Raw genomic sequence first — 20102 nt, forward strand, 5'->3', positions numbered from 1 at the left:
GAATCGATATGCATTATCCTGAACCGATATCAAAGCTAATTGATAGCTTTATGAAATTGCCAGGTATCGGCCCAAAAACGGCCGCTCGTCTGGCTTTTTTTGTATTAAGTATGAAAGAAGATACAGTCTTAGATTTCGCAAAAGCATTAGTAAATGCCAAACGGAATTTAACCTATTGCTCTGTATGCGGACACATTACAGATCAAGATCCTTGCTACATTTGTGAAGACCAGCGCAGGGATCGAACAGTTATTTGTGTTGTACAAGATCCAAAGGATGTTATTGCCATGGAGAAGATGAAGGAATTCAATGGTCTATATCATGTCCTTCATGGTTGCATTTCTCCAATGGATGGAATAGGTCCTGAAGATATAAACATTCCTGATCTTCTCAAAAGATTACAAGATGAAACGGTCGAAGAAGTTATTTTGGCAACTAATCCTAACATTGAAGGTGAAGCAACAGCTATGTATATTTCACGCCTATTAAAGCCATCTGGCATTCGCATTACACGGATCGCACATGGATTACCAGTTGGTGGAGACCTTGAATATGCTGATGAGGTAACACTTTCGAAAGCACTTGAAGGCAGAAGAGAAGTTTAACAGCGGAGGACAATATCATGTTATTTCGGAAAAAAGGTTGGCTTCGAAAAGAATTTGATGAGTTGCTATTAGACCAGTTAGATGGGTTAAAAAAGGATTGGTCTAACCAGAAGACACTTGTTGAAAAAAGCTTTGATCCTTCTGAGGAAGTTGTTACTCAAGCGAAAGTAGCTGAGGCGAAATATTTCTTTCTATTTAAAGAAGCGAAATTAAGAAATACCTCCATAAAAAAATATAATTAAAAGCACGTCCTCTCTTTCGTTCTAATTTGTATCTACTTGTCATACAGTCATAGTAGTACAAGTTGTCTAAAGGGAGGTTTTTCTTTGGAACCAATTACAATTATTTCGATATTGGGCGGTCTCATATTAGTACTATTACTAGTCGGTACCCCCTTTAAACCACTCCGGTTTGTAGGACAAGGAATGATTAAGGTTCTAATTGGTGCACTATTTTTATTCTTCTTAAATGCTTTTGGAAATCAATTTGGCATTCATGTACCGATTAATCTTATCACTTCTGCTGTATCTGGCTTTCTTGGAATACCTGGCTTATTTGCTTTAGTAGCCATACAAACTTGGATCATATGAGAAAAGGAACCGTATTGTAGGTTCCTTTTTATTGCTTAAGAAAGTATGAAATTGATCATTTGTTGATAACCATTCGACGTCAGCCCTCCCGGTCACAAGCTAATTTAGAATAGAAGGAGAAGAACGCCTTCTATTCTAGACTGTCTTACTTGCTTTAGCCTGACAAAGGGCGCACTGAGCTTTTGTTCAGTTTTCAATGTTAGTACCTAGAATAGGTAGCGTAGCAAGAAAGTGTGCCTTTAAAAGGGAAATAGAATATCTCATATATCTTAACGTTGTATCACAAGCATTTCCTGATATGACTATAGACTCATATAGTGTCGGTTAGGGTTATTTATTAGAAAACTGGTGTTTTTAATCTATTAATATGAAGGAAATATATAATTATCAATAAAATCATATAAAATATTAAAATTATGTTGACGGTATAATAAATAGGTGTTATGATTATTTTCGTTGTCGCATTGAGACAATAACAGAAAAACAAAAAGTTAAAATAACTATTGACTCGGTAGAGACAACGTGTTATATTAATAAGGTCGCTTCTCGGCGACGATGATTGTTCTTTGAAAACTAAACGAACCATAACGTCAACGTTTTAATTTGTTTTAACTATTGAGCTAATCAATACTCTTTTATGGAGAGTTTGATCCTGGCTCAGGACGAACGCTGGCGGCGTGCCTAATACATGCAAGTCGAGCGGATCTTTAAAAGCTTGCTTTTAAAGATTAGCGGCGGACGGGTGAGTAACACGTGGGCAACCTGCCTATAAGACTGGGATAACTCCGGGAAACCGGGGCTAATACCGGATAATGGCTCCTAACACATGTTAGGATTCTGAAAGATGGCTTCGGCTATCACTTATAGATGGGCCCGCGGCGCATTAGCTAGTTGGTGAGGTAACGGCTCACCAAGGCAACGATGCGTAGCCGACCTGAGAGGGTGATCGGCCACACTGGGACTGAGACACGGCCCAGACTCCTACGGGAGGCAGCAGTAGGGAATCTTCCGCAATGGACGAAAGTCTGACGGAGCAACGCCGCGTGAGTGATGAAGGTTTTCGGATCGTAAAACTCTGTTGTTAGGGAAGAACAAGTACCGTTCGAATAGGGCGGTACCTTGACGGTACCTAACCAGAAAGCCACGGCTAACTACGTGCCAGCAGCCGCGGTAATACGTAGGTGGCAAGCGTTGTCCGGAATTATTGGGCGTAAAGCGCGCGCAGGCGGTTCCTTAAGTCTGATGTGAAAGCCCACGGCTCAACCGTGGAGGGTCATTGGAAACTGGGGAACTTGAGTGCAGAAGAGGAGAGTGGAATTCCACGTGTAGCGGTGAAATGCGTAGAGATGTGGAGGAACACCAGTGGCGAAGGCGACTCTCTGGTCTGTAACTGACGCTGAGGCGCGAAAGCGTGGGGAGCGAACAGGATTAGATACCCTGGTAGTCCACGCCGTAAACGATGAGTGCTAAGTGTTAGAGGGTTTCCGCCCTTTAGTGCTGCAGCTAACGCATTAAGCACTCCGCCTGGGGAGTACGGTCGCAAGACTGAAACTCAAAGGAATTGACGGGGGCCCGCACAAGCGGTGGAGCATGTGGTTTAATTCGAAGCAACGCGAAGAACCTTACCAGGTCTTGACATCTCCTGACAACCCTAGAGATAGGGCGTTCCCCTTCGGGGGACAGGATGACAGGTGGTGCATGGTTGTCGTCAGCTCGTGTCGTGAGATGTTGGGTTAAGTCCCGCAACGAGCGCAACCCTTGATCTTAGTTGCCAGCATTCAGTTGGGCACTCTAAGGTGACTGCCGGTGACAAACCGGAGGAAGGTGGGGATGACGTCAAATCATCATGCCCCTTATGACCTGGGCTACACACGTGCTACAATGGATGGTACAAAGGGCTGCAAGACCGCGAGGTTTAGCCAATCCCATAAAACCATTCTCAGTTCGGATTGCAGGCTGCAACTCGCCTGCATGAAGCCGGAATCGCTAGTAATCGCGGATCAGCATGCCGCGGTGAATACGTTCCCGGGCCTTGTACACACCGCCCGTCACACCACGAGAGTTTGTAACACCCGAAGTCGGTGGGGTAACCTTTTGGAGCCAGCCGCCTAAGGTGGGACAGATGATTGGGGTGAAGTCGTAACAAGGTAGCCGTATCGGAAGGTGCGGCTGGATCACCTCCTTTCTAAGGATATTTACATGAAAGTTGACGCTTATGGTTCGTTTAGTTTTGAGAGAGCAATCTTTCAATTTAATAGAAATATTCTGTTATGTGGGCCTATAGCTCAGCTGGTTAGAGCGCACGCCTGATAAGCGTGAGGTCGATGGTTCGAGTCCATTTAGGCCCACCATTCATAACGGGGCCTTAGCTCAGCTGGGAGAGCGCCTGCCTTGCACGCAGGAGGTCAGCGGTTCGATCCCGCTAGGCTCCACCAAACTTGTTCCTTGAAAACTAGATAATGAAATATAGAAGAAACCAAATTGAAAGGCGTAGGCGACTGTTCAACTTCGACAGACGTTGGTCGACTAAAAGCGCCACATCCTGTGGCAACGTCGACACTAGGACGCCCTGTCCGTCGGAGAGCTGACCATGCAAATCCTGTTTTTGGATTTGTGAGGGCGGATCGAAACGACCGAGAAGTTAGGAGCCGAAGCTAGACAATAAAGAATTACCGAGTAATCGCCAATCTTAAGATTTTCTCTAAACAAGAAATTAGAAGGTTTCAAGACACGAGCAGGTCGAGGAAGCAACTGAGTGAGCACCGGAATGTACTTACGTACATGAGGAGCGGAGCGAAGGAAGCTGACGAAGAGATGCGATGTGTATTGAAAGCTTATAGGTTAAGTTAGAAAGGGCGCACGGTGAATGCCTTGGCACTAGGAGCCGATGAAGGACGGTACTAACACCGATATGCTTCGGGGAGCTGTAAGTAAGCTTTGATCCGGAGATTTCCGAATGGGGAAACCCTCTATCCGTAATGGGATGGAATCCTTATCTGAATACATAGGATATGGAAGGCAGACCCGGGGAACTGAAACATCTAAGTACCCGGAGGAAGAGAAAGCAAATGCGATTCCCTGAGTAGCGGCGAGCGAAACGGGATTAGCCCAAACCAAGAGGCTTGCCTCTTGGGGTTGTAGGACACTCTATACGGAGTTACAAAGGAACGGAGTAAACGAACAAGCCTGGAAAGGCTGGTCAGAGAAGGTAACAACCCTGTAGTTGAAACTTCGTTCCCTCTTGAGTGGATCCTGAGTACGGCGGGACACGTGAAATCCCGTCGGAAGCTGGGAGGACCATCTCCCAAGGCTAAATACTCCCTAGTGACCGATAGTGAACCAGTACCGTGAGGGAAAGGTGAAAAGCACCCCGGAAGGGGAGTGAAAAAGATCCTGAAACCGTGTGCCTACAAGTAGTTAGAGCCCGTTAATGGGTGATAGCGTGCCTTTTGTAGAATGAACCGGCGAGTTACGATTACATGCAAGGTTAAGTTGGATAGACGGAGCCGTAGCGAAAGCGAGTCTGAATAGGGCGAATGAGTATGTGGTCGTAGACCCGAAACCAGGTGATCTACCCATGTCCAGGGTGAAGTCCAGGTAACACTGGATGGAGGCCCGAACCCACGCACGTTGAAAAGTGCGGGGATGAGGTGTGGGTAGCGGAGAAATTCCAATCGAACTTGGAGATAGCTGGTTCTCTCCGAAATAGCTTTAGGGCTAGCCTCATGTAGTAAGAGTCTTGGAGGTAGAGCACTGTTTGGACTAGGGGCCCCCATCGGGTTACCGAATTCAGATAAACTCCGAATGCCAAAGACTTATCCATGGGAGTCAGACTGCGAGTGATAAGATCCGTAGTCGAAAGGGAAACAGCCCAGACCACCAGCTAAGGTCCCAAAGTATACGTTAAGTGGAAAAGGATGTGGAGTTGCTTAGACAACCAGGATGTTGGCTTAGAAGCAGCCACCATTTAAAGAGTGCGTAATAGCTCACTGGTCGAGTGACTCCGCGCCGAAAATGTACCGGGGCTAAACGTATCACCGAAGCTGTGGATTGACATCTACGATGTCAGTGGTAGGAGAGCGTTCTAAGGGCGTTGAAGCTAGACCGCAAGGACTGGTGGAGCGCTTAGAAGTGAGAATGCCGGTATGAGTAGCGAAAGATGGGTGAGAATCCCATCCACCGAATGCCTAAGGTTTCCTGAGGAAGGCTCGTCCGCTCAGGGTTAGTCGGGACCTAAGCCGAGGCTGAAAAGCGTAGGCGATGGACAACAGGTTGATATTCCTGTACCACCTCTTTTCCGTTTGAGCAATGGGGGGACGCAGGAGGATAGGGTAAGCGCGCTGTTGGATATGCGCGTCCAAGCAGTTAGGCCGGTAACGAGGCAAATCCCGTTACCATAAGGCGGAGCTGTGATGGCGAGGGAAATAAAGTACCGAAGTTCCTGATTCCACACTGCCAAGAAAAGCCTCTAGCGAGGAAAAAGGTGCCCGTACCGCAAACCGACACAGGTAGGCGAGGAGAGAATCCTAAGGTGAGCGAGAGAACTCTCGTTAAGGAACTCGGCAAAATGACCCCGTAACTTCGGGAGAAGGGGTGCTTTTTAGGGTGAATAGCCCTGAAAAGCCGCAGTGAATAGGCCCAGGCGACTGTTTAGCAAAAACACAGGTCTCTGCAAAGCCGCAAGGCGAAGTATAGGGGCTGACGCCTGCCCGGTGCTGGAAGGTTAAGAGGAGGGGTTAGCGTAAGCGAAGCTCTGAATCGAAGCCCCAGTAAACGGCGGCCGTAACTATAACGGTCCTAAGGTAGCGAAATTCCTTGTCGGGTAAGTTCCGACCCGCACGAAAGGCGTAACGATCTGGGCACTGTCTCAACGAGAGACTCGGTGAAATTATAGTACCTGTGAAGATGCAGGTTACCCGCGACAGGACGGAAAGACCCCGTGGAGCTTTACTGTAGCCTGATATTGAATTTTGGTACAGCTTGTACAGGATAGGTAGGAGCCTTGGAAGCCGGAGCGCCAGCTTCGGTGGAGGCATTGGTGGGATACTACCCTGGCTGTATTGAAATTCTAACCCACGCCCCTGATCGGGGCGGGAGACAGTGTCAGGTGGGCAGTTTGACTGGGGCGGTCGCCTCCTAAAGAGTAACGGAGGCGCCCAAAGGTTCCCTCAGAATGGTTGGAAATCATTCGTAGAGTGTAAAGGCACAAGGGAGCTTGACTGCGAGACCTACAAGTCGAGCAGGGACGAAAGTCGGGCTTAGTGATCCGGTGGTTCCGCATGGAAGGGCCATCGCTCAACGGATAAAAGCTACCCCGGGGATAACAGGCTTATCTCCCCCAAGAGTCCACATCGACGGGGAGGTTTGGCACCTCGATGTCGGCTCATCGCATCCTGGGGCTGTAGTCGGTCCCAAGGGTTGGGCTGTTCGCCCATTAAAGCGGTACGCGAGCTGGGTTCAGAACGTCGTGAGACAGTTCGGTCCCTATCCGTCGTGGGCGTAGGAAATTTGAGAGGAGCTGTCCTTAGTACGAGAGGACCGGGATGGACGCACCGCTGGTGTACCAGTTGTCTTGCCAAAGGCATCGCTGGGTAGCTATGTGCGGAAGGGATAAGTGCTGAAAGCATCTAAGCATGAAGCCCCCCTCAAGATGAGATTTCCCATAGCGCAAGCTAGTAAGATCCCTGAAAGATGATCAGGTTGATAGGTCAGAGGTGGAAGCATGGTGACATGTGGAGCTGACTGATACTAATCGATCGAGGACTTAACCAAATAAGAAAGCGAAGGCGACTGTACAACTTCGATAGAAGGTAGGAGCCGTAGCTGGACTAGTCAATTCAATGGCATTACCGTAATTCTTTCTTCTATACATTATCTAGTTTTGAGGGAACAAACCTCAAATTAAAATAGTCTGGTGATGAAGGCGAGAAGGTCACACCCGTTCCCATGCCGAACACGGAAGTTAAGTTTCTCAGCGCCGATGGTAGTTAGGGGCTGTCCCCTTGTGAGAGTAGGACGTCGCCAGGCAACAAAAAGCAGCTCAATCTGAGCTGCTTTTTTCGTGTTAAGAATCAAATAATGAATGAGGTCATTCGTCGATAGAACGCCCCATAACGAGCGGTAGGAGGCCTCTACTGGGCGAGTATATGTGAAACTGGAGCAAACCCTCGTTGAATAGGAGTGGGTATCCTCAAAAAGCGAGTGACACCTGCTCACTACTTAATCAATTCCGAAAAATAAATAAAGCTCCACCATAGGGAGCTAAAAGTGTAGACTCAAGAATAAATCTCAGGTGTATTAATTTTTCGTAGTTGATTTAAAAAATATTTATATTTTGGATTGCTTGTATCTGTTGTAATTAGTTCTTTTTCACAGTCCAAGCAGATAAAAGAAGTGTATAGATGAATCCCTTTATATTTAGTCTGCTCGCATACGACACACGTTTCCCCCAGATGATTTTCAGTTAATAGCAAACCCATTTGCTCCACCTCCATACACCTATTCTGCCCAAGTTTCTATGATTGTATGCAAAATTATGAAAATTCAACTCAAAAGAGATTACTTGATTTATATTCTATGAAAGAATTTTCGTTTGGGTGTATGTCTAACCGAAATAATTTCGCTATGGCTTATTCTTTTTTTCGGTAGCTCTTTTATCACGATGAATTATGATGCTTTATGGTGTTCAGCCTAAAGAGTTGGTAAAATAAATGAGATACTAGATAAAAATAATGAGGAATAGTACATGGACCAATTAAGGACTCCTTTATATGATGTATTAAAACAGCATCGAGACATGAAAACCATATCTTTACATGTCCCTGGACACAAAAATGGAATGAACTTTCCGTCAGAATACAAAGAGCTCTTTGGCGATATTTTACAAACCGATGTTACGGAACTAACATTACTAGATGATCTCCATTCTCCTGAGAGTGTAATTCTTGAGGCAGAGGAGCTACTGGCAAATCTGTATGGAGTAGAGAATAGCTTCTTCTTAATAAATGGGTCAACCGTTGGAAACTTAGCAATGATCATGGCTACCCTAGAAGAAGGGGATGAAGTAATAGTCCAGCGGAATTGTCATAAGTCGATTTTGAATGGTATCCAATTAGCAAAGGCAGATCCTCTTTTTGTTGAACCAGTATATGATCCAGACTGGAAAGTAGCTGGAGGTGTTACTTTAGAGACTGTTAAGGAAGCAATCGAATCGTTTCCAAAAGCAAAGGCAATTATCCTAACTTATCCGAACTATTATGGAATGGTGTTTGATCTGAGGGGGATAATCGAATTAGCTCACCGATTTGGTATACCAGTATTAGTCGATGAAGCACATGGAGCCCATTTTATAAGCGGGGGAATATTTCCTGAATCTGCTACGGAATTAGGTGCAGATGTGATTGTTCAATCAGCCCATAAAACATTGCCTGCTATGACAATGGGATCTTTTCTTCATTTTAATAGTCAGTTTGTGTCATTAGAAAAACTCACCCGTTATTTACGAATATTACAATCAAGTAGTCCTTCATATCCGATCATGGCCTCACTTGATGTGGCTAGAAGGTATTTAAGTCAAATAACAGATCGAGACCTGGATGATCTAAACCAGCGATTTCTTCAGCTTAAGAGTAAGCTTAATAGGATAATGGGAATACGTGTGTTAGAAGGTCCTATTCAACGTGTGGATCCCCTGAAGCTGACTATTCAATCCACGACATCTGTGAGTGGGTTTGAATTACAGCAACTTTTCGAAAAAGAAGGGGTATTCACCGAATTAGCAGACCCTAATAATGTACTGCTCGTTCTCCCTTTTCTAAAAGCAAATGTGGACTTTCCATTTAATGAAATTGTATCAAGTATTAGTCGTGCTTGTAGCAAGCTGCCTGAAGGCCAGACGGATAAGAGACTTGAGATTCGGAAGCTTCAGCCAGCAGTTAGTCAATTAGCTGTCGGCTTTGAGGAGCAAAAATCAAGAGAGAAGAGATCCGTACCAATTTCAGAAGCCGTAGGACTTATCTCTGGAGAATTAATTACCCCATATCCACCTGGAATTCCTCTTCTTTTTCCAGGAGAAGAGATTACAGAGGCAGCAGTAGTTCACCTTGTATATTTGCTTGAAAAAGGAGCAAGGTTTCAAGGTGGAGCTGGTTTGAAGCAAGGGAATATTACCGTATATATATAAGAAAATAGCACCTGGAGGTTTACGATGAAGCATGGATTATTTATTACGATAGAAGGCCCAGAAGGAGCAGGTAAAACAACGCTTATTGAACGATTAGCAAAGGAGCTTGCAGAAGAAGGATTTCCTATTATGCAAACGAGAGAGCCTGGTGGGATTGAAATAGCGGAGAAAATTCGAAAGGTGATTTTGGATCCAAGCCATACGAGCATGGATTCCCGAACAGAAGCCCTTCTTTATGCGGCTGCAAGAAGGCAACATTTGGTTGAAAAAGTACGACCTGCACTTGAGCAAGGAGCAATTGTGTTGTGCGATCGTTTTATCGATAGTTCTTTAGCGTACCAAGGGTATGCGAGGGGATTAGGAATAGATGAGGTATTCTCAATTAATCAATTTGCTGTAGCAGATATGATGCCGAATCTAACCCTGTATTTTGATTTAGAACCGGAAGTAGGTTTTTCGCGTATTCAAAAAAACAAAGGAAGGGAGATTAATCGGTTAGATTTAGAAAATCTAGATTTCCATCATAAAGTGAGAGAAGGCTACTATATATTAATGAACAAGTTTCCCAATCGTATCTTTCTTATTGATGCATCCCCGTCATTAGATGTTGTCTATGAAGTAGCACTTCGTAGAATTAAGGAATTTATCCAAGCATAATGAAATTTCCAACTGTGATCCATTTGAAACCTCTGTTTCAAATGAAAATAGCTGTTATAATAAATGAAAAGACCAATCGGTAGAGAATAGTGAAAGGGGTAGTGGAATATGAAGCTTATTTTAGCAGTAATTCAAGACCAGGACAGTAATCGACTTTTAAATGCATTGTTAGATCATAATTTTCGTGCCACAAAGATGGCTAGTACAGGTGGATTCTTGAAATCTGGAAACACGACATTTATGGTTGGAACGGAAGACATCCGAGTTGATAAGTGTTTGCAAATTATTAAGGACAACTGTCAATCGCGAGAGCAAATGGTCGCACCCGTTTCCCCAATGGGAGGGAATGCGGATTCTTATGTTCCATATCCTGTTGAAGTTGAAGTCGGTGGAGCTACCGTATTCGTTCTACCAGTAGATCAGTTTCATCAATTCTAAAATGAGGTTAATGGATTTCTAATAAACTTGTAAACGTAAGTGAGTGATAGGTTTGGCAAAAACGTGGGATCAGCTTGAAGAAGTGCAGCCTAATGTGTTAAAAATGTTTAAGAATAGCATACAGAAGGGGAGGCTTGCCCACGCTTATTTATTTGAAGGGATGAGAGGAACTGGCAAGAAGGATGTAAGTGTGCTGATTGCCAAAAGCTTATTCTGTGATAACCCAATTGATGGGGTAAAGCCTTGTGAAGTCTGTTCTAATTGTAAGCGAATTAATCATGGGAATCACCCTGATATTCATTTATTAGAGCCTGATGGACTTTCAATTAAAAAACAGCAGATTCAATCATTGCAAGCAGAATTCTCCAAGACAGGGGTCGAATCTAGAAAGAAAATCTACACGATTATCCACGCAGATAAAATGACAGTTAACGCAGCGAATAGCCTCTTAAAGTTTCTTGAAGAGCCTCATTCTGATACGGTTGCCATATTAGTAACGGAACAGGCTCAAAGGATCCTTCCTACGATTCTATCTCGATGTCAGAGCATCACATTTCAGCCGCTATCTACAAAAGGCATGATTGAACAGCTTGGAGCGAGTGGAGTCTCGGAATCGCTTTCTCCATTACTTGCCCAACTTACCAATAATTTAGAAGAGGCTGTCGAGCTAAGTCGTGATGATTGGTTTGCACAAGCACAAAAAATAGTGTTAAAATTATATGAAGTGCTGAAGAAGAATCCGTTAGAAGCGATGGTTAGTCTTCAAGAGGATTGGTTTTTGCACTTTAAAGAAAAAGAACAGTTTGATCGAGGTCTAGATCTACTACTTCTTATTTTTAAAGATTTATTATATATACAGCTAGACAAGACAAGTCAGGTTGTTTTTCTCAAGGAAAAAAGCCGTTTAGAGCAATATGCATTACAAACGTCCGGACGTCGTCTCACAGAGCAGATGACAGCTATTTTGGATGCAAAGAGAAAGCTGCATGCAAATATGAATCCGCAGCTGTTGATGGAACAGCTTGTGTTAAAATTGCAGGAGGGATCTACATTTGTATGATGTTGTAGGAATACGCTTTAAAAAAGCGGGTAAGATATATTATTTTGATCCCGGAGATCTTTCAATTGAAAAGGACGATTTTGTAATCGTAGAAACTGTAAGGGGCGTTGAGTATGGAAAGGTCGTACTAGCTCGTAAGCAGGTGGAGGAGCATGATGTAGTTCTTCCTTTAAAAAAGGTTCTAAGAATTGCAGATCAAAAGGATCGATTAATTGTCGAAGAGAATAAAGAGGCGGCTAAAGAAGCCTATGAGGTATGCTGTGAGAAGGTGATCACACATCAGTTAGATATGAAGCTAGTTGATGTTGAGTACACTTTTGATCGAAATAAAGTCATTTTTTATTTTACAGCTGATGGGAGAGTCGATTTCCGTGAGCTGGTAAAGGATTTAGCGGCTATTTTCCGAACTAGGATTGAGCTACGACAAATCGGAGTTCGAGATGAGGCGAAAATGCTCGGTGGAATTGGCCCATGCGGGAGAATGCTTTGCTGCTCTACATTCCTAGGTGATTTTGAGCCAGTATCTATTAAAATGGCAAAAGATCAAAGCCTTTCACTAAACCCTACGAAAATATCTGGTCTCTGCGGGCGCTTAATGTGCTGTTTAAAGTATGAAAATGATGAGTATGAAACAGCTAAAGAACAGCTACCTGATATTGGAGAGACAATTGCCACACCAGATGGGGTAGGAAAAGTGGTTGGTTTAAATATTTTAGAACGAGTTCTTCAAGTGGAAGTACCCGAGAGAGAACGGGTCCTAGAATATACGTTGGAAGAGATTATGAAAGAGGGCACAATGTCTGTACAATCCACAGATTAATGAGGTGGAATTCGTGGATAAAAAAGAAATCTTTGACTCAGTAAGTAATATGGAAGAACAAATTGGACAACTATATAGACAGCTTGGTGAGTTAAAGCAGCATTTGGCGGAAATTCTAGAAGAGAATAACTCTTTAAAGCTGGAAAATGACCATTTGAGACGACGGCTTGAGAAAACAACTGAATTTGAAGAGATAAATCGCAAAAATGTTCGAAATCATAAAAAAGGAAAAGCAAGTCCACCCAATGATGAAAAAATCATCGATATTGGTGAGGGGTATGACAATTTGGCACGGTTATATCAAGAGGGCTTTCATATTTGTAATTTACATTTCGGGAGTCCTAGAACAGAGGGAGATTGTCTGTTCTGCTTATCCTTCTTGAATAAGAAATAAAAAAAATTTTCATCAGCCTTCCTTTTCATAAGGAAGGCTATTTTTTCAAAGAATTGGGCTAACTATATGATAAGGAAGTTGTTGGAGGAAGAAAGATGATTGAATTAAAGGGCGATGAGCGGTTAGATTACTTATTAGCTGAGGATTTAAGAATTATTCAGAGTCCTTCTGTATTTGCTTTTTCACTGGATGCCGTTCTGTTAGCACGTTTTGTATATGTGCCAATTCAAAGGGGAAATTTGCTCGATCTTTGCAGTGGGAATGGAGTCATTCCTTTATTTTTAAGCAAGAGATCCAAAGGTACAATTACAGGGGTAGAAATCCAGGAAAGGCTATACGATATGGCCGTGAGAAGTATTGAATATAATGAGCTACAAAATCGTTTACATATGATTCATGGGGATTTAAAGGAGATGCCGAACATATTAGGCTACGGGAAATATGACGTAGTGACATGTAATCCACCTTATTTCCCTACCCCCTCTAAGGAAGAAATCAATGAAAATGAGCATTTAGCCATTGCAAGACACGAAATACACTGTACATTAGAAGATGCAATTGCTGCTTCGAGCCAGCTTGTGAAACAAGGTGGTAAAGTCGCATTTGTACACCGTCCAGGTCGCTTATTAGATATTGTGACCCTCATGCGAAAGTATCGACTGGAGCCAAAGCGGATTCAGTTCGTTTATCCGAAAGCGGGAAAAGAAGCCAACACATTATTAATAGAAGCAATAAAGGATGGAAATCCAGACCTGAAAATTCTACCTCCACTTGTTGTATATAATGAAGGAAATGAATATTCACCAGAAATAAGAGAAATTTTATATGGAAAGCAATAGTCACTTTTTTTATGTGCTTCTTTGCCAGGATGGGAGCTTCTATGGTGGCTATACCAATGATTTAGAAAGACGAGTGAAGCAGCATAATGAGGGAAAAGGTGCGAAATATACAAGAGGTAGAGGACCAGTCATGGTGGTATACTCTAAAGCTTACCCTAATAAAGGGGAGGCACTAAAGGCGGAATATACCTTTAAACAATGGTCTCGGAAAAAGAAGGAAGATTTCTTAATGAAGGAAACAGGTGGTTATTATGTGGCAGCAAAAAAGCTTTGAAAATGAAGAACAGAAAGGGATTTTATACCTTGTCCCTACTCCAATAGGAAACTTAGAGGATATGAGCTATCGTGCCATCCGCATGCTGAAAGAAGCGAGCTGGATTGCAGCTGAGGATACTAGAAATACAAAGAAGCTGTGTAACTACTTTGAAATTACAACCCCAGTAATAAGCTATCATGAGCATAATAAGGAAGTAAGCGGTGAAAAGCTATTAACAAAGCTGCATGATGGGGAAAAAATAGCACTAGTTAGTGATGCAGGAATGCCTACCATATCTGACCCGGGATTTGAGTTGGTCCAGGCAGCGATTGAGCAAAAGATAGCAGTTGTTCCACTTCCAGGTGCAAATGCAGCCTTAACCGCTTTAATTGCATCTGGTCTTGATACACAACCATTTTACTTTTATGGCTTTTTGCCAAGAAATAAAAAAGAAAAGCGCAAAGAATTAGAGGTTTTATCACATCAAATGGGGAGTATTATTTTCTATGAGGCTCCTCACCGATTAAAGGAAACATTGCAATTAATGGAGGAAACCTTTGGAGACCGGACCATCGCACTTTGCAGAGAGCTAACAAAGAAATTCGAGGAGTTTATCCGTGGGACGATTTCGGAAGCGATTCAATGGGCAAATACAGATGATGTTCGAGGGGAATTCTGTATCATCGTTGAAGGAAAGCGAGAGGCTTTTCAAAATGAACAACATTGGTGGGAAATGCTGTCCCTTTCGGATCATGTCACATATTATATAGAAGAAAAAGGGATGAATTCAAAAGAAGCTATTAAGCAAGTAGCTAAAGAGCGTGAAATGAACAAACGAGATGTGTACCATGCATTTCATATTGAACAATAATGGAAAAAAGAGCTTCTCTCAAAAGAGAAGCTCTTTTTGTATAATCAACTATTATTTAAAGCTGTTTTGGATTTCAGAAAGTAATTGCTCAGCACCTTCACGGCTAAGAATTAACTTACCACCAGCTAGTGAAATGTTATCATCAGATACTTCACCAGTTACTTGGCAAGTCATGTTTGGCTTATATTTTTTAAGGATGATGCGATCGTCATCAACATAGATTTCAAGTGCATCTTTCTCCGCGATTCCAAGAGTACGTCTTAATTCGATTGGAATTACCACACGACCTAGCTCATCAACTTTACGAACAATACCAGTAGATTTCATAATTTTGTTACTCCTCTCAATTTAACCTAATTATATTTTATATAGTTTCGTCATTATTCGACATTTTTTTCGGTTGAGTTAATAATACCAGCCATTCCCATAAACGTCAATTACTTTTAATGAAAATTATATAGAAAATTTTGGTCTATAAAAAATGTTGGTATATTAGGGTTTTGGATGTTGAGTGGCTTCAAAGACTTCCAATGTTTTCTATTCTTATAGTGAAGATTATCTTACAATAGTATTGCCACCAATCGACAATTCGACAATAAACGACAATTTTCTTTGTTTTATTCGACACAAATATCATTCGAATGGACTAATGAATTTCTGGGGATAGCGAATATTTTTTAGGCTCATTTGGATTAAAAGAGATCCCGCCAATTAGTCGTTAGTTTAATTTGTTTCAGAGGGCTTCATCTAGTTGCACATTTTCTAATTTTTAGGTATATTTTGATGATATAAGAGGATATGATGACGAGTGTAACAACTGAATGAACATGGCCCAAGCTTGGCACGATGATTCATAGTTTGAACATTCCGGCCTCGTCCTATTGGGCGAGGTTTTTTGTTACTCTTACTAACTTAAACGTTGCTATCTACTGTTTCATAAGAACAATTGTTTAAGCTGGAAGATTTTCTAGTTAAATGTGACTGAAGTCTTTTCTTAGAAGTTAAGAAGGTATAAGTTCTCAAAGTTAGTGCATTGTCTAGCTTCAGCGCTTTTCTTACATATCCTTAAAGGGAGGAAAAAGTATAATGGAAGATAAATTAAAGACGTTTTACATCACAACGCCGATCTATTATCCAAGTGGAAATCTCCACATTGGACATGCCTATACAACGGTTGCAGGGGATGCAATGGCTCGCTATAAGCGCCTGCGCGGGTTTGATGTAATGTATTTAACAGGTACAGATGAGCATGGACAAAAAATTCAGCAAAAAGCAGAAGAAAAGGGTGTTACTCCTCAACAATATGTAGATGAGATTGTGGAAGGAATACAAGATCTTTGGAAGAAACTCGACATTTCATACGATGACTTTATCCGTACAACTGAAGATCGTCATAAGCAAATTGTTGAGAAAATTTTTGCTCGTTTAGTTGAGCAAGGCGATATCTATCTCGATCAATATGAAGGCTGGTATTGCACTCCTTGTGAATCTTTTTTTACAGAAAGACAATTAGTAAATGGAAATTGCCCAGATTGCTCACGTTCTGTTGAAAAAGTAAAAGAAGAGTCCTATTTCTTCAAGGTAAGTAAATATGCCGATCGTCTTCTCCAATATTACGAAGAGAATCCAGAGTTCATCCAACCTGAATCTCGTAAGAATGAGATGATAAATAATTTTATTAAACCAGGTCTTGAAGATTTGGCTGTTTCAAGAACAACATTTGATTGGGGAGTAAAGGTTCCAAATAACCCTAAACATGTAGTCTATGTTTGGATTGATGCATTATCAAATTATATTACTGCTCTTGGCTATGGAACTGAAAATGACTCTAAATACTTAAATTATTGGCCAGCAAATGTTCACCTTATTGGAAAAGAAATTGTACGTTTCCACACAATCTACTGGCCAATCTTATTAATGGCATTAGATCTACCACTTCCGAAAAAAGTGTTTGCCCATGGCTGGCTATTAATGAAAGATGGCAAAATGTCAAAGTCTAAAGGAAATGTAGTCGATCCAGTGACGTTGATTGATCGCTATGGCTTAGATGCCCTTCGCTACTATCTATTAAGAGAAGTACCGTTCGGCTCTGATGGCGTATTCACTCCAGAGGGCTTTGTTGAGAGAATTAATTTTGACCTTGCAAACGATCTTGGAAATCTTTTAAACCGAACTGTTGCGATGATCAATAAGTATTTTGATGGAACTGTTCCAGTTTACAAAGGCTCTGCTGGCGAATTTGACAGGAGTTTGCTTGAATTAAATAAAGAAACCGTTGAAAAATACGAAGAAGCGATGGAAAAAATGGAGTTTTCTGTTGCCTTAACGACCATTTGGCAGCTTGTTAGTCGTACAAATAAGTACATTGATGAAACACAGCCTTGGGTATTAGCGAAGGATGAGGCAAAGAATGAGGAGTTAGCTAGTGTTATGACTCATTTGGCTGAATCGCTAAGAAGAGTTGCTGTGCTGTTACAGCCGTTCTTAACACAAACACCGAAAGAAATTTTCCAGCAGTTAAATGTGAGCGGAGAAGAGTTCACTTCTTGGGATAGTTTAAAGAGCTTTGGAATCATACCTGAAGGAACGAAAGTTGAAAAAGGGAATCCTATTTTCCCACGTCTAGACTTGAATGAAGAGGTTGATTTTATAAAGACCAAAATGCAAGGTGGATCAGCTCCTGTTGAGGAGAAGGAAGAAGAGACTCCAGCCGCTGTTGAAAAGCCTGATAGTGAAGAAATTGCAATTGATGACTTTATGAAGGTAGATCTAAGAGTAGCTGAAATTCTAGAAGCAGAGCCAGTTAAAAAAGCAGATAAATTATTAAAGCTACAGCTTGACTTAGGCTATGAAAAACGTCAGGTTGTTTCGGGAATTGCTCAGCACTATAAGCCAGAAGAGCTTGTCGGTCGAAAAGTTATTTGTGTGACTAATCTTAAGCCAGTTACGCTAAGGGGAGAACGTTCTGAAGGAATGATATTAGCAGGTAAACAAGGGGATATCTTATCTCTAGCGACAATTGCTGAATCACTTCCCGTTGGTTCTCGGGTAAAATAAGACAAAAGAGGAAAGCATAGGAATGTTTCACGTGTAACAATACGTCGAAATAGAGCTATGCTTTTCCTTTTTTGAAGATTTTTGCCGAAAAAGTTCAACTAAAAATGAAGGAGTTTAGGATATGTTGTTTGATACACATGCTCACTTAAATGCAAATCAATTCGATGAAGATTTAGAAGAGGTTATAGAAAGAGCAAAAGGAGAAGGGGTTGGACAAATTGTTGTGGTTGGTTTTGACCATCCAACGATAAAAAGGGCGATGGAATTGACTGATCAATATCCATTTATTTATGCAGCGGTAGGCTGGCATCCAGTTGATGCCATTGATATGACAGATGAAGATTTAAAGTGGATTGAAGAGTTAGCAAATCATCCAAAAGTAGTCGCCATCGGTGAAATGGGTTTGGATTACTATTGGGATAAATCCCCGAAAGAAGTTCAAAAAGAAGTATTCCGAAAGCAAATTCAACTTGCAAAAAAAGTGAATCTACCAATTATTATTCATAATCGTGATGCAACAGCAGATATTGTAGAGATTCTAAAGGAAGAGGATGCTAAAGATGTGGGAGGAATCATGCATTGCTTCAGTGGCAGCGTGGAAGTTGCGCAAGAATGCGTTGATATGAACTTCTATATTTCTTTAGGTGGCCCAGTTACTTTTAAAAATGCAAAAAAACCTAAAGAAGTGGCAGAAGCGATCCCATTAGAGAAATTGTTAATTGAAACCGATTGCCCTTATTTAACACCTCATCCACATCGGGGAACAAGAAATGAACCAAGTTATGTGAAGTTAGTGGCTGAACAAATTGCTCAGATAAAGGGGATTTCTTTTGAAGAGGTAGCAGAAGTAACAACGAACAATGCAAAGAAATTATTCGGCATAAATTGATAGTGAAATTTGTCGGATCATCAAAAAGCTTGTCCAAATGAATTCCGATTCTAAAAAGTTCTACAAGTCTCCTTCCTCTCATAGGATAACCATGTCGATAAGTCTTTCTTTCCTTTCTCTTGAGCTTCTTGCATAATAGGGAATACGTTCCAAGTGATAGGTTTAGGTTGACAGCCGACAAGATACTCTATATAATCACTCCGAGAGAGAAGGAGGCGTTTTTCATCGTGATTCAAAACATGAAAAACCTGTTTTCCAAGTCTTTGAGTAAGAAGAAACTGGCCATTATCGCTACTAGTTTCGTAGTATTTGCAGCCGCATTTGGGTTCCTAATTTATGAAACTACGAAAAAAACAGTAGCACTTACAATTGATGGTCAAGAAAAAACAGTTAAAACACACGCAGCAACGATTGAAGAGCTACTAGAAGAAATAAATGTAACACTAAACTCAAAAGACTATGTGTTTCCTGAAAAGAACACCAAGGTTAAAAACGACTTAAAAGTGGTTTGGAAGCCGGCCAAACAGGTTCATATTGTAAAAGATAACGAGAAGAAAACGGTTTGGACCACAGTAGATACTGTGGGAGAATTGTTGAAAGAGCAAAATATCACTCTGAGCGAATATGATGAGGTACATCCGAAGGTAGATGACGTCATCAAAAAAGATCTTGAAATTGAAGTCAATAAAGCTTTTGCTTTAACGCTAGTTGATGGCGGTAAAGAGGAAAAGGTTTGGTCAACTTCGACTACGGTCGCTGACTTTTTATCACAGCAAGGAATTACACTAAATGAATTCGATCGCGTTGAACCAAATGTTAAAGAACCGGTTAAAGCAAATACGGTTGTCAATGTCATCCGAGTTGAAAAAGTCACCGATGTAGTGGAAGAACCGATTAATTATGCTGTTGTATCCAAGAAGGATAGCAGCCTAAACCAAGGAACAGAAAAAGTGATGACGAAGGGTCAAGAAGGTTTAGTTTCTAAAGAATACGAAGTCATTCTAGAAAATGGAAAAGAAGTATCTAGAAAACTACTTTCTGAAAAGACCTTAAAAGAAAAGCAAGATCAAGTTGTGGCTGTTGGAACAAAAGTAGTTGCACAGCAAGTTTCTCGTGGTACAGCTCCGTCTGGCGGAAAAGAAATGTATGTAACTTCTACTGCTTATACAGCAAATTGCAGTGGGTGCTCAGGTAATACGGCAACAGGGATTAATTTACGAGCAAATCCAGATATTAAAGTAATTGCCGTTGACCCTAGTGTCATCCCGCTAGGAACGAAAGTCTATGTCGAAGGCTATGGGTATGCTGTAGCAGCTGACACAGGATCTTCCGTAAAAGGGAATAAAATCGATGTATTCTTTGCATCTAAAGCGGATGCATATCGCTGGGGAAGAAGAACTGTAAAAATTAAAATTCTAAATTAATCTCAGATGCAGGGGAACCT

The 20102-nt window shown here is 41.7% G+C and carries 17 protein-coding genes, 2 tRNA genes and 3 rRNA genes; 20 read left to right on the top strand and 2 right to left on the bottom strand.

The genetic code is table 11. The features are described 5' to 3' along the window. Positions 1-8 precede the first annotated feature (8 nt). From recR to rrf, 8 genes are all read left to right on the top strand, one after another. Positions 9-605 (top strand): recombination mediator RecR, encoded by a 597-nt coding sequence (recR, locus tag LS684_RS00145; RefSeq protein WP_233808944.1) that lies wholly within the window; start codon positions 9-11, stop codon positions 603-605. Positions 606-622: 17 nt separating this feature from the next. Continuing rightward, positions 623-847: a YaaL family protein gene (locus LS684_RS00150; RefSeq protein WP_233808945.1), complete on the top strand. Its 225-nt coding sequence runs from the start codon at positions 623-625 to the stop codon at positions 845-847. 84 nt (positions 848-931) lie between these two features. After that, on the top strand, positions 932-1195 hold the full coding sequence (locus LS684_RS00155; protein ID WP_233808946.1) for a pro-sigmaK processing inhibitor BofA family protein: 264 nt from the start codon (positions 932-934) through the stop codon (positions 1193-1195). Between the two features lie 634 nt (positions 1196-1829). Beyond that, positions 1830-3380 (top strand): 16S ribosomal RNA (locus LS684_RS00160). Positions 3381-3469: 89 nt separating this feature from the next. Beyond that, positions 3470-3546, top strand: a tRNA-Ile gene (locus LS684_RS00165). Between the two features lie 8 nt (positions 3547-3554). Then, positions 3555-3630, top strand: a tRNA-Ala gene (locus LS684_RS00170). A 404-nt stretch (positions 3631-4034) separates the two neighbouring features. Continuing rightward, positions 4035-6967 (top strand): 23S ribosomal RNA (locus LS684_RS00175). A gap of 138 nt (positions 6968-7105) precedes the next feature. Then, positions 7106-7222, top strand: a 5S ribosomal RNA gene (rrf, locus tag LS684_RS00180). The 16S, 23S and 5S rRNA genes sit together here with 2 tRNA genes alongside, the layout of an rRNA operon. A gap of 248 nt (positions 7223-7470) precedes the next feature. Here rrf and LS684_RS00185 read toward each other — a convergent pair. Further along, positions 7471-7674, bottom strand: a complete 204-nt coding sequence (locus LS684_RS00185) for a sigma factor G inhibitor Gin (protein WP_233808947.1) — start codon at positions 7672-7674, stop codon at positions 7471-7473. Between the two features lie 266 nt (positions 7675-7940). Here LS684_RS00185 and LS684_RS00190 point away from each other — a divergent pair, with 266 nt between their 5' ends. From LS684_RS00190 to rsmI, 9 genes are all read left to right on the top strand, one after another. After that, positions 7941-9377 carry an aminotransferase class I/II-fold pyridoxal phosphate-dependent enzyme gene (locus tag LS684_RS00190; RefSeq protein WP_233808948.1) on the top strand — a complete coding sequence of 479 codons (1437 nt, stop codon included), beginning with the start codon at positions 7941-7943 and terminating at the stop codon, positions 9375-9377. 24 nt (positions 9378-9401) lie between these two features. Then, positions 9402-10034, top strand: coding sequence for a dTMP kinase (tmk, locus tag LS684_RS00195; protein WP_233808949.1), 633 nt, complete (start codon positions 9402-9404; stop codon positions 10032-10034). A gap of 108 nt (positions 10035-10142) precedes the next feature. Continuing rightward, a complete protein-coding gene (darA, locus tag LS684_RS00200) occupies positions 10143-10472 on the top strand; it encodes a cyclic di-AMP receptor DarA (RefSeq protein ID WP_233808951.1) in 330 nt (109 codons plus the stop codon). 52 nt (positions 10473-10524) lie between these two features. Beyond that, a complete protein-coding gene (holB, locus tag LS684_RS00205; protein ID WP_233808952.1) occupies positions 10525-11532 on the top strand; it encodes a DNA polymerase III subunit delta' in 1008 nt (335 codons plus the stop codon). After that, positions 11525-12352 (top strand): competence/sporulation regulator complex protein RicT, encoded by an 828-nt coding sequence (gene ricT / locus LS684_RS00210; RefSeq protein ID WP_233808953.1) that lies wholly within the window; start codon positions 11525-11527, stop codon positions 12350-12352. Before holB ends, ricT begins: the two co-directional genes overlap by 8 nt. A 13-nt stretch (positions 12353-12365) precedes the next feature. Further along, entirely contained in the window at positions 12366-12746 is a 381-nt protein-coding gene (yabA, locus tag LS684_RS00215) for a DNA replication initiation control protein YabA (protein ID WP_233808954.1), read from the top strand. 95 nt (positions 12747-12841) lie between these two features. Beyond that, positions 12842-13585: a tRNA1(Val) (adenine(37)-N6)-methyltransferase gene (locus LS684_RS00220; protein WP_233808955.1), complete on the top strand. Its 744-nt coding sequence runs from the start codon at positions 12842-12844 to the stop codon at positions 13583-13585. After that, positions 13572-13859: a GIY-YIG nuclease family protein gene (locus LS684_RS00225; protein WP_233808956.1), complete on the top strand. Its 288-nt coding sequence runs from the start codon at positions 13572-13574 to the stop codon at positions 13857-13859. The genes LS684_RS00220 and LS684_RS00225 overlap by 14 nt, the downstream gene beginning before the upstream one ends. Next, positions 13837-14712, top strand: coding sequence for a 16S rRNA (cytidine(1402)-2'-O)-methyltransferase (gene rsmI, locus LS684_RS00230; RefSeq protein WP_233808957.1), 876 nt, complete (start codon positions 13837-13839; stop codon positions 14710-14712). The genes LS684_RS00225 and rsmI overlap by 23 nt, the downstream gene beginning before the upstream one ends. 51 nt (positions 14713-14763) lie before the next feature. On the opposite strand, the gene abrB is transcribed toward rsmI, so the two are convergent. Then, complete coding sequence (gene abrB, locus LS684_RS00235) at positions 14764-15039, bottom strand: transition state genes transcriptional regulator AbrB (RefSeq protein ID WP_233808958.1); 276 nt, start codon at positions 15037-15039, stop codon at positions 14764-14766. A gap of 759 nt (positions 15040-15798) precedes the next feature. Between abrB and metG the strand changes: the two genes are divergently transcribed. The 3 genes from metG (at position 15799) to LS684_RS00250 (ending at position 20082) form a co-directional block, all read left to right on the top strand. Next, complete coding sequence (gene metG / locus LS684_RS00240; protein WP_233808959.1) at positions 15799-17769, top strand: methionine--tRNA ligase; 1971 nt, start codon at positions 15799-15801, stop codon at positions 17767-17769. Positions 17770-17890: 121 nt separating this feature from the next. Then, positions 17891-18658, top strand: a complete 768-nt coding sequence (locus tag LS684_RS00245) for a TatD family hydrolase (protein ID WP_233808960.1) — start codon at positions 17891-17893, stop codon at positions 18656-18658. Positions 18659-18897: 239 nt separating this feature from the next. Further along, entirely contained in the window at positions 18898-20082 is a 1185-nt protein-coding gene (locus LS684_RS00250) for a resuscitation-promoting factor (protein WP_233811502.1), read from the top strand. Positions 20083-20102: the final 20 nt, after the last annotated feature.

It is taken from the genome of Cytobacillus spongiae (assembly GCF_021390075.1).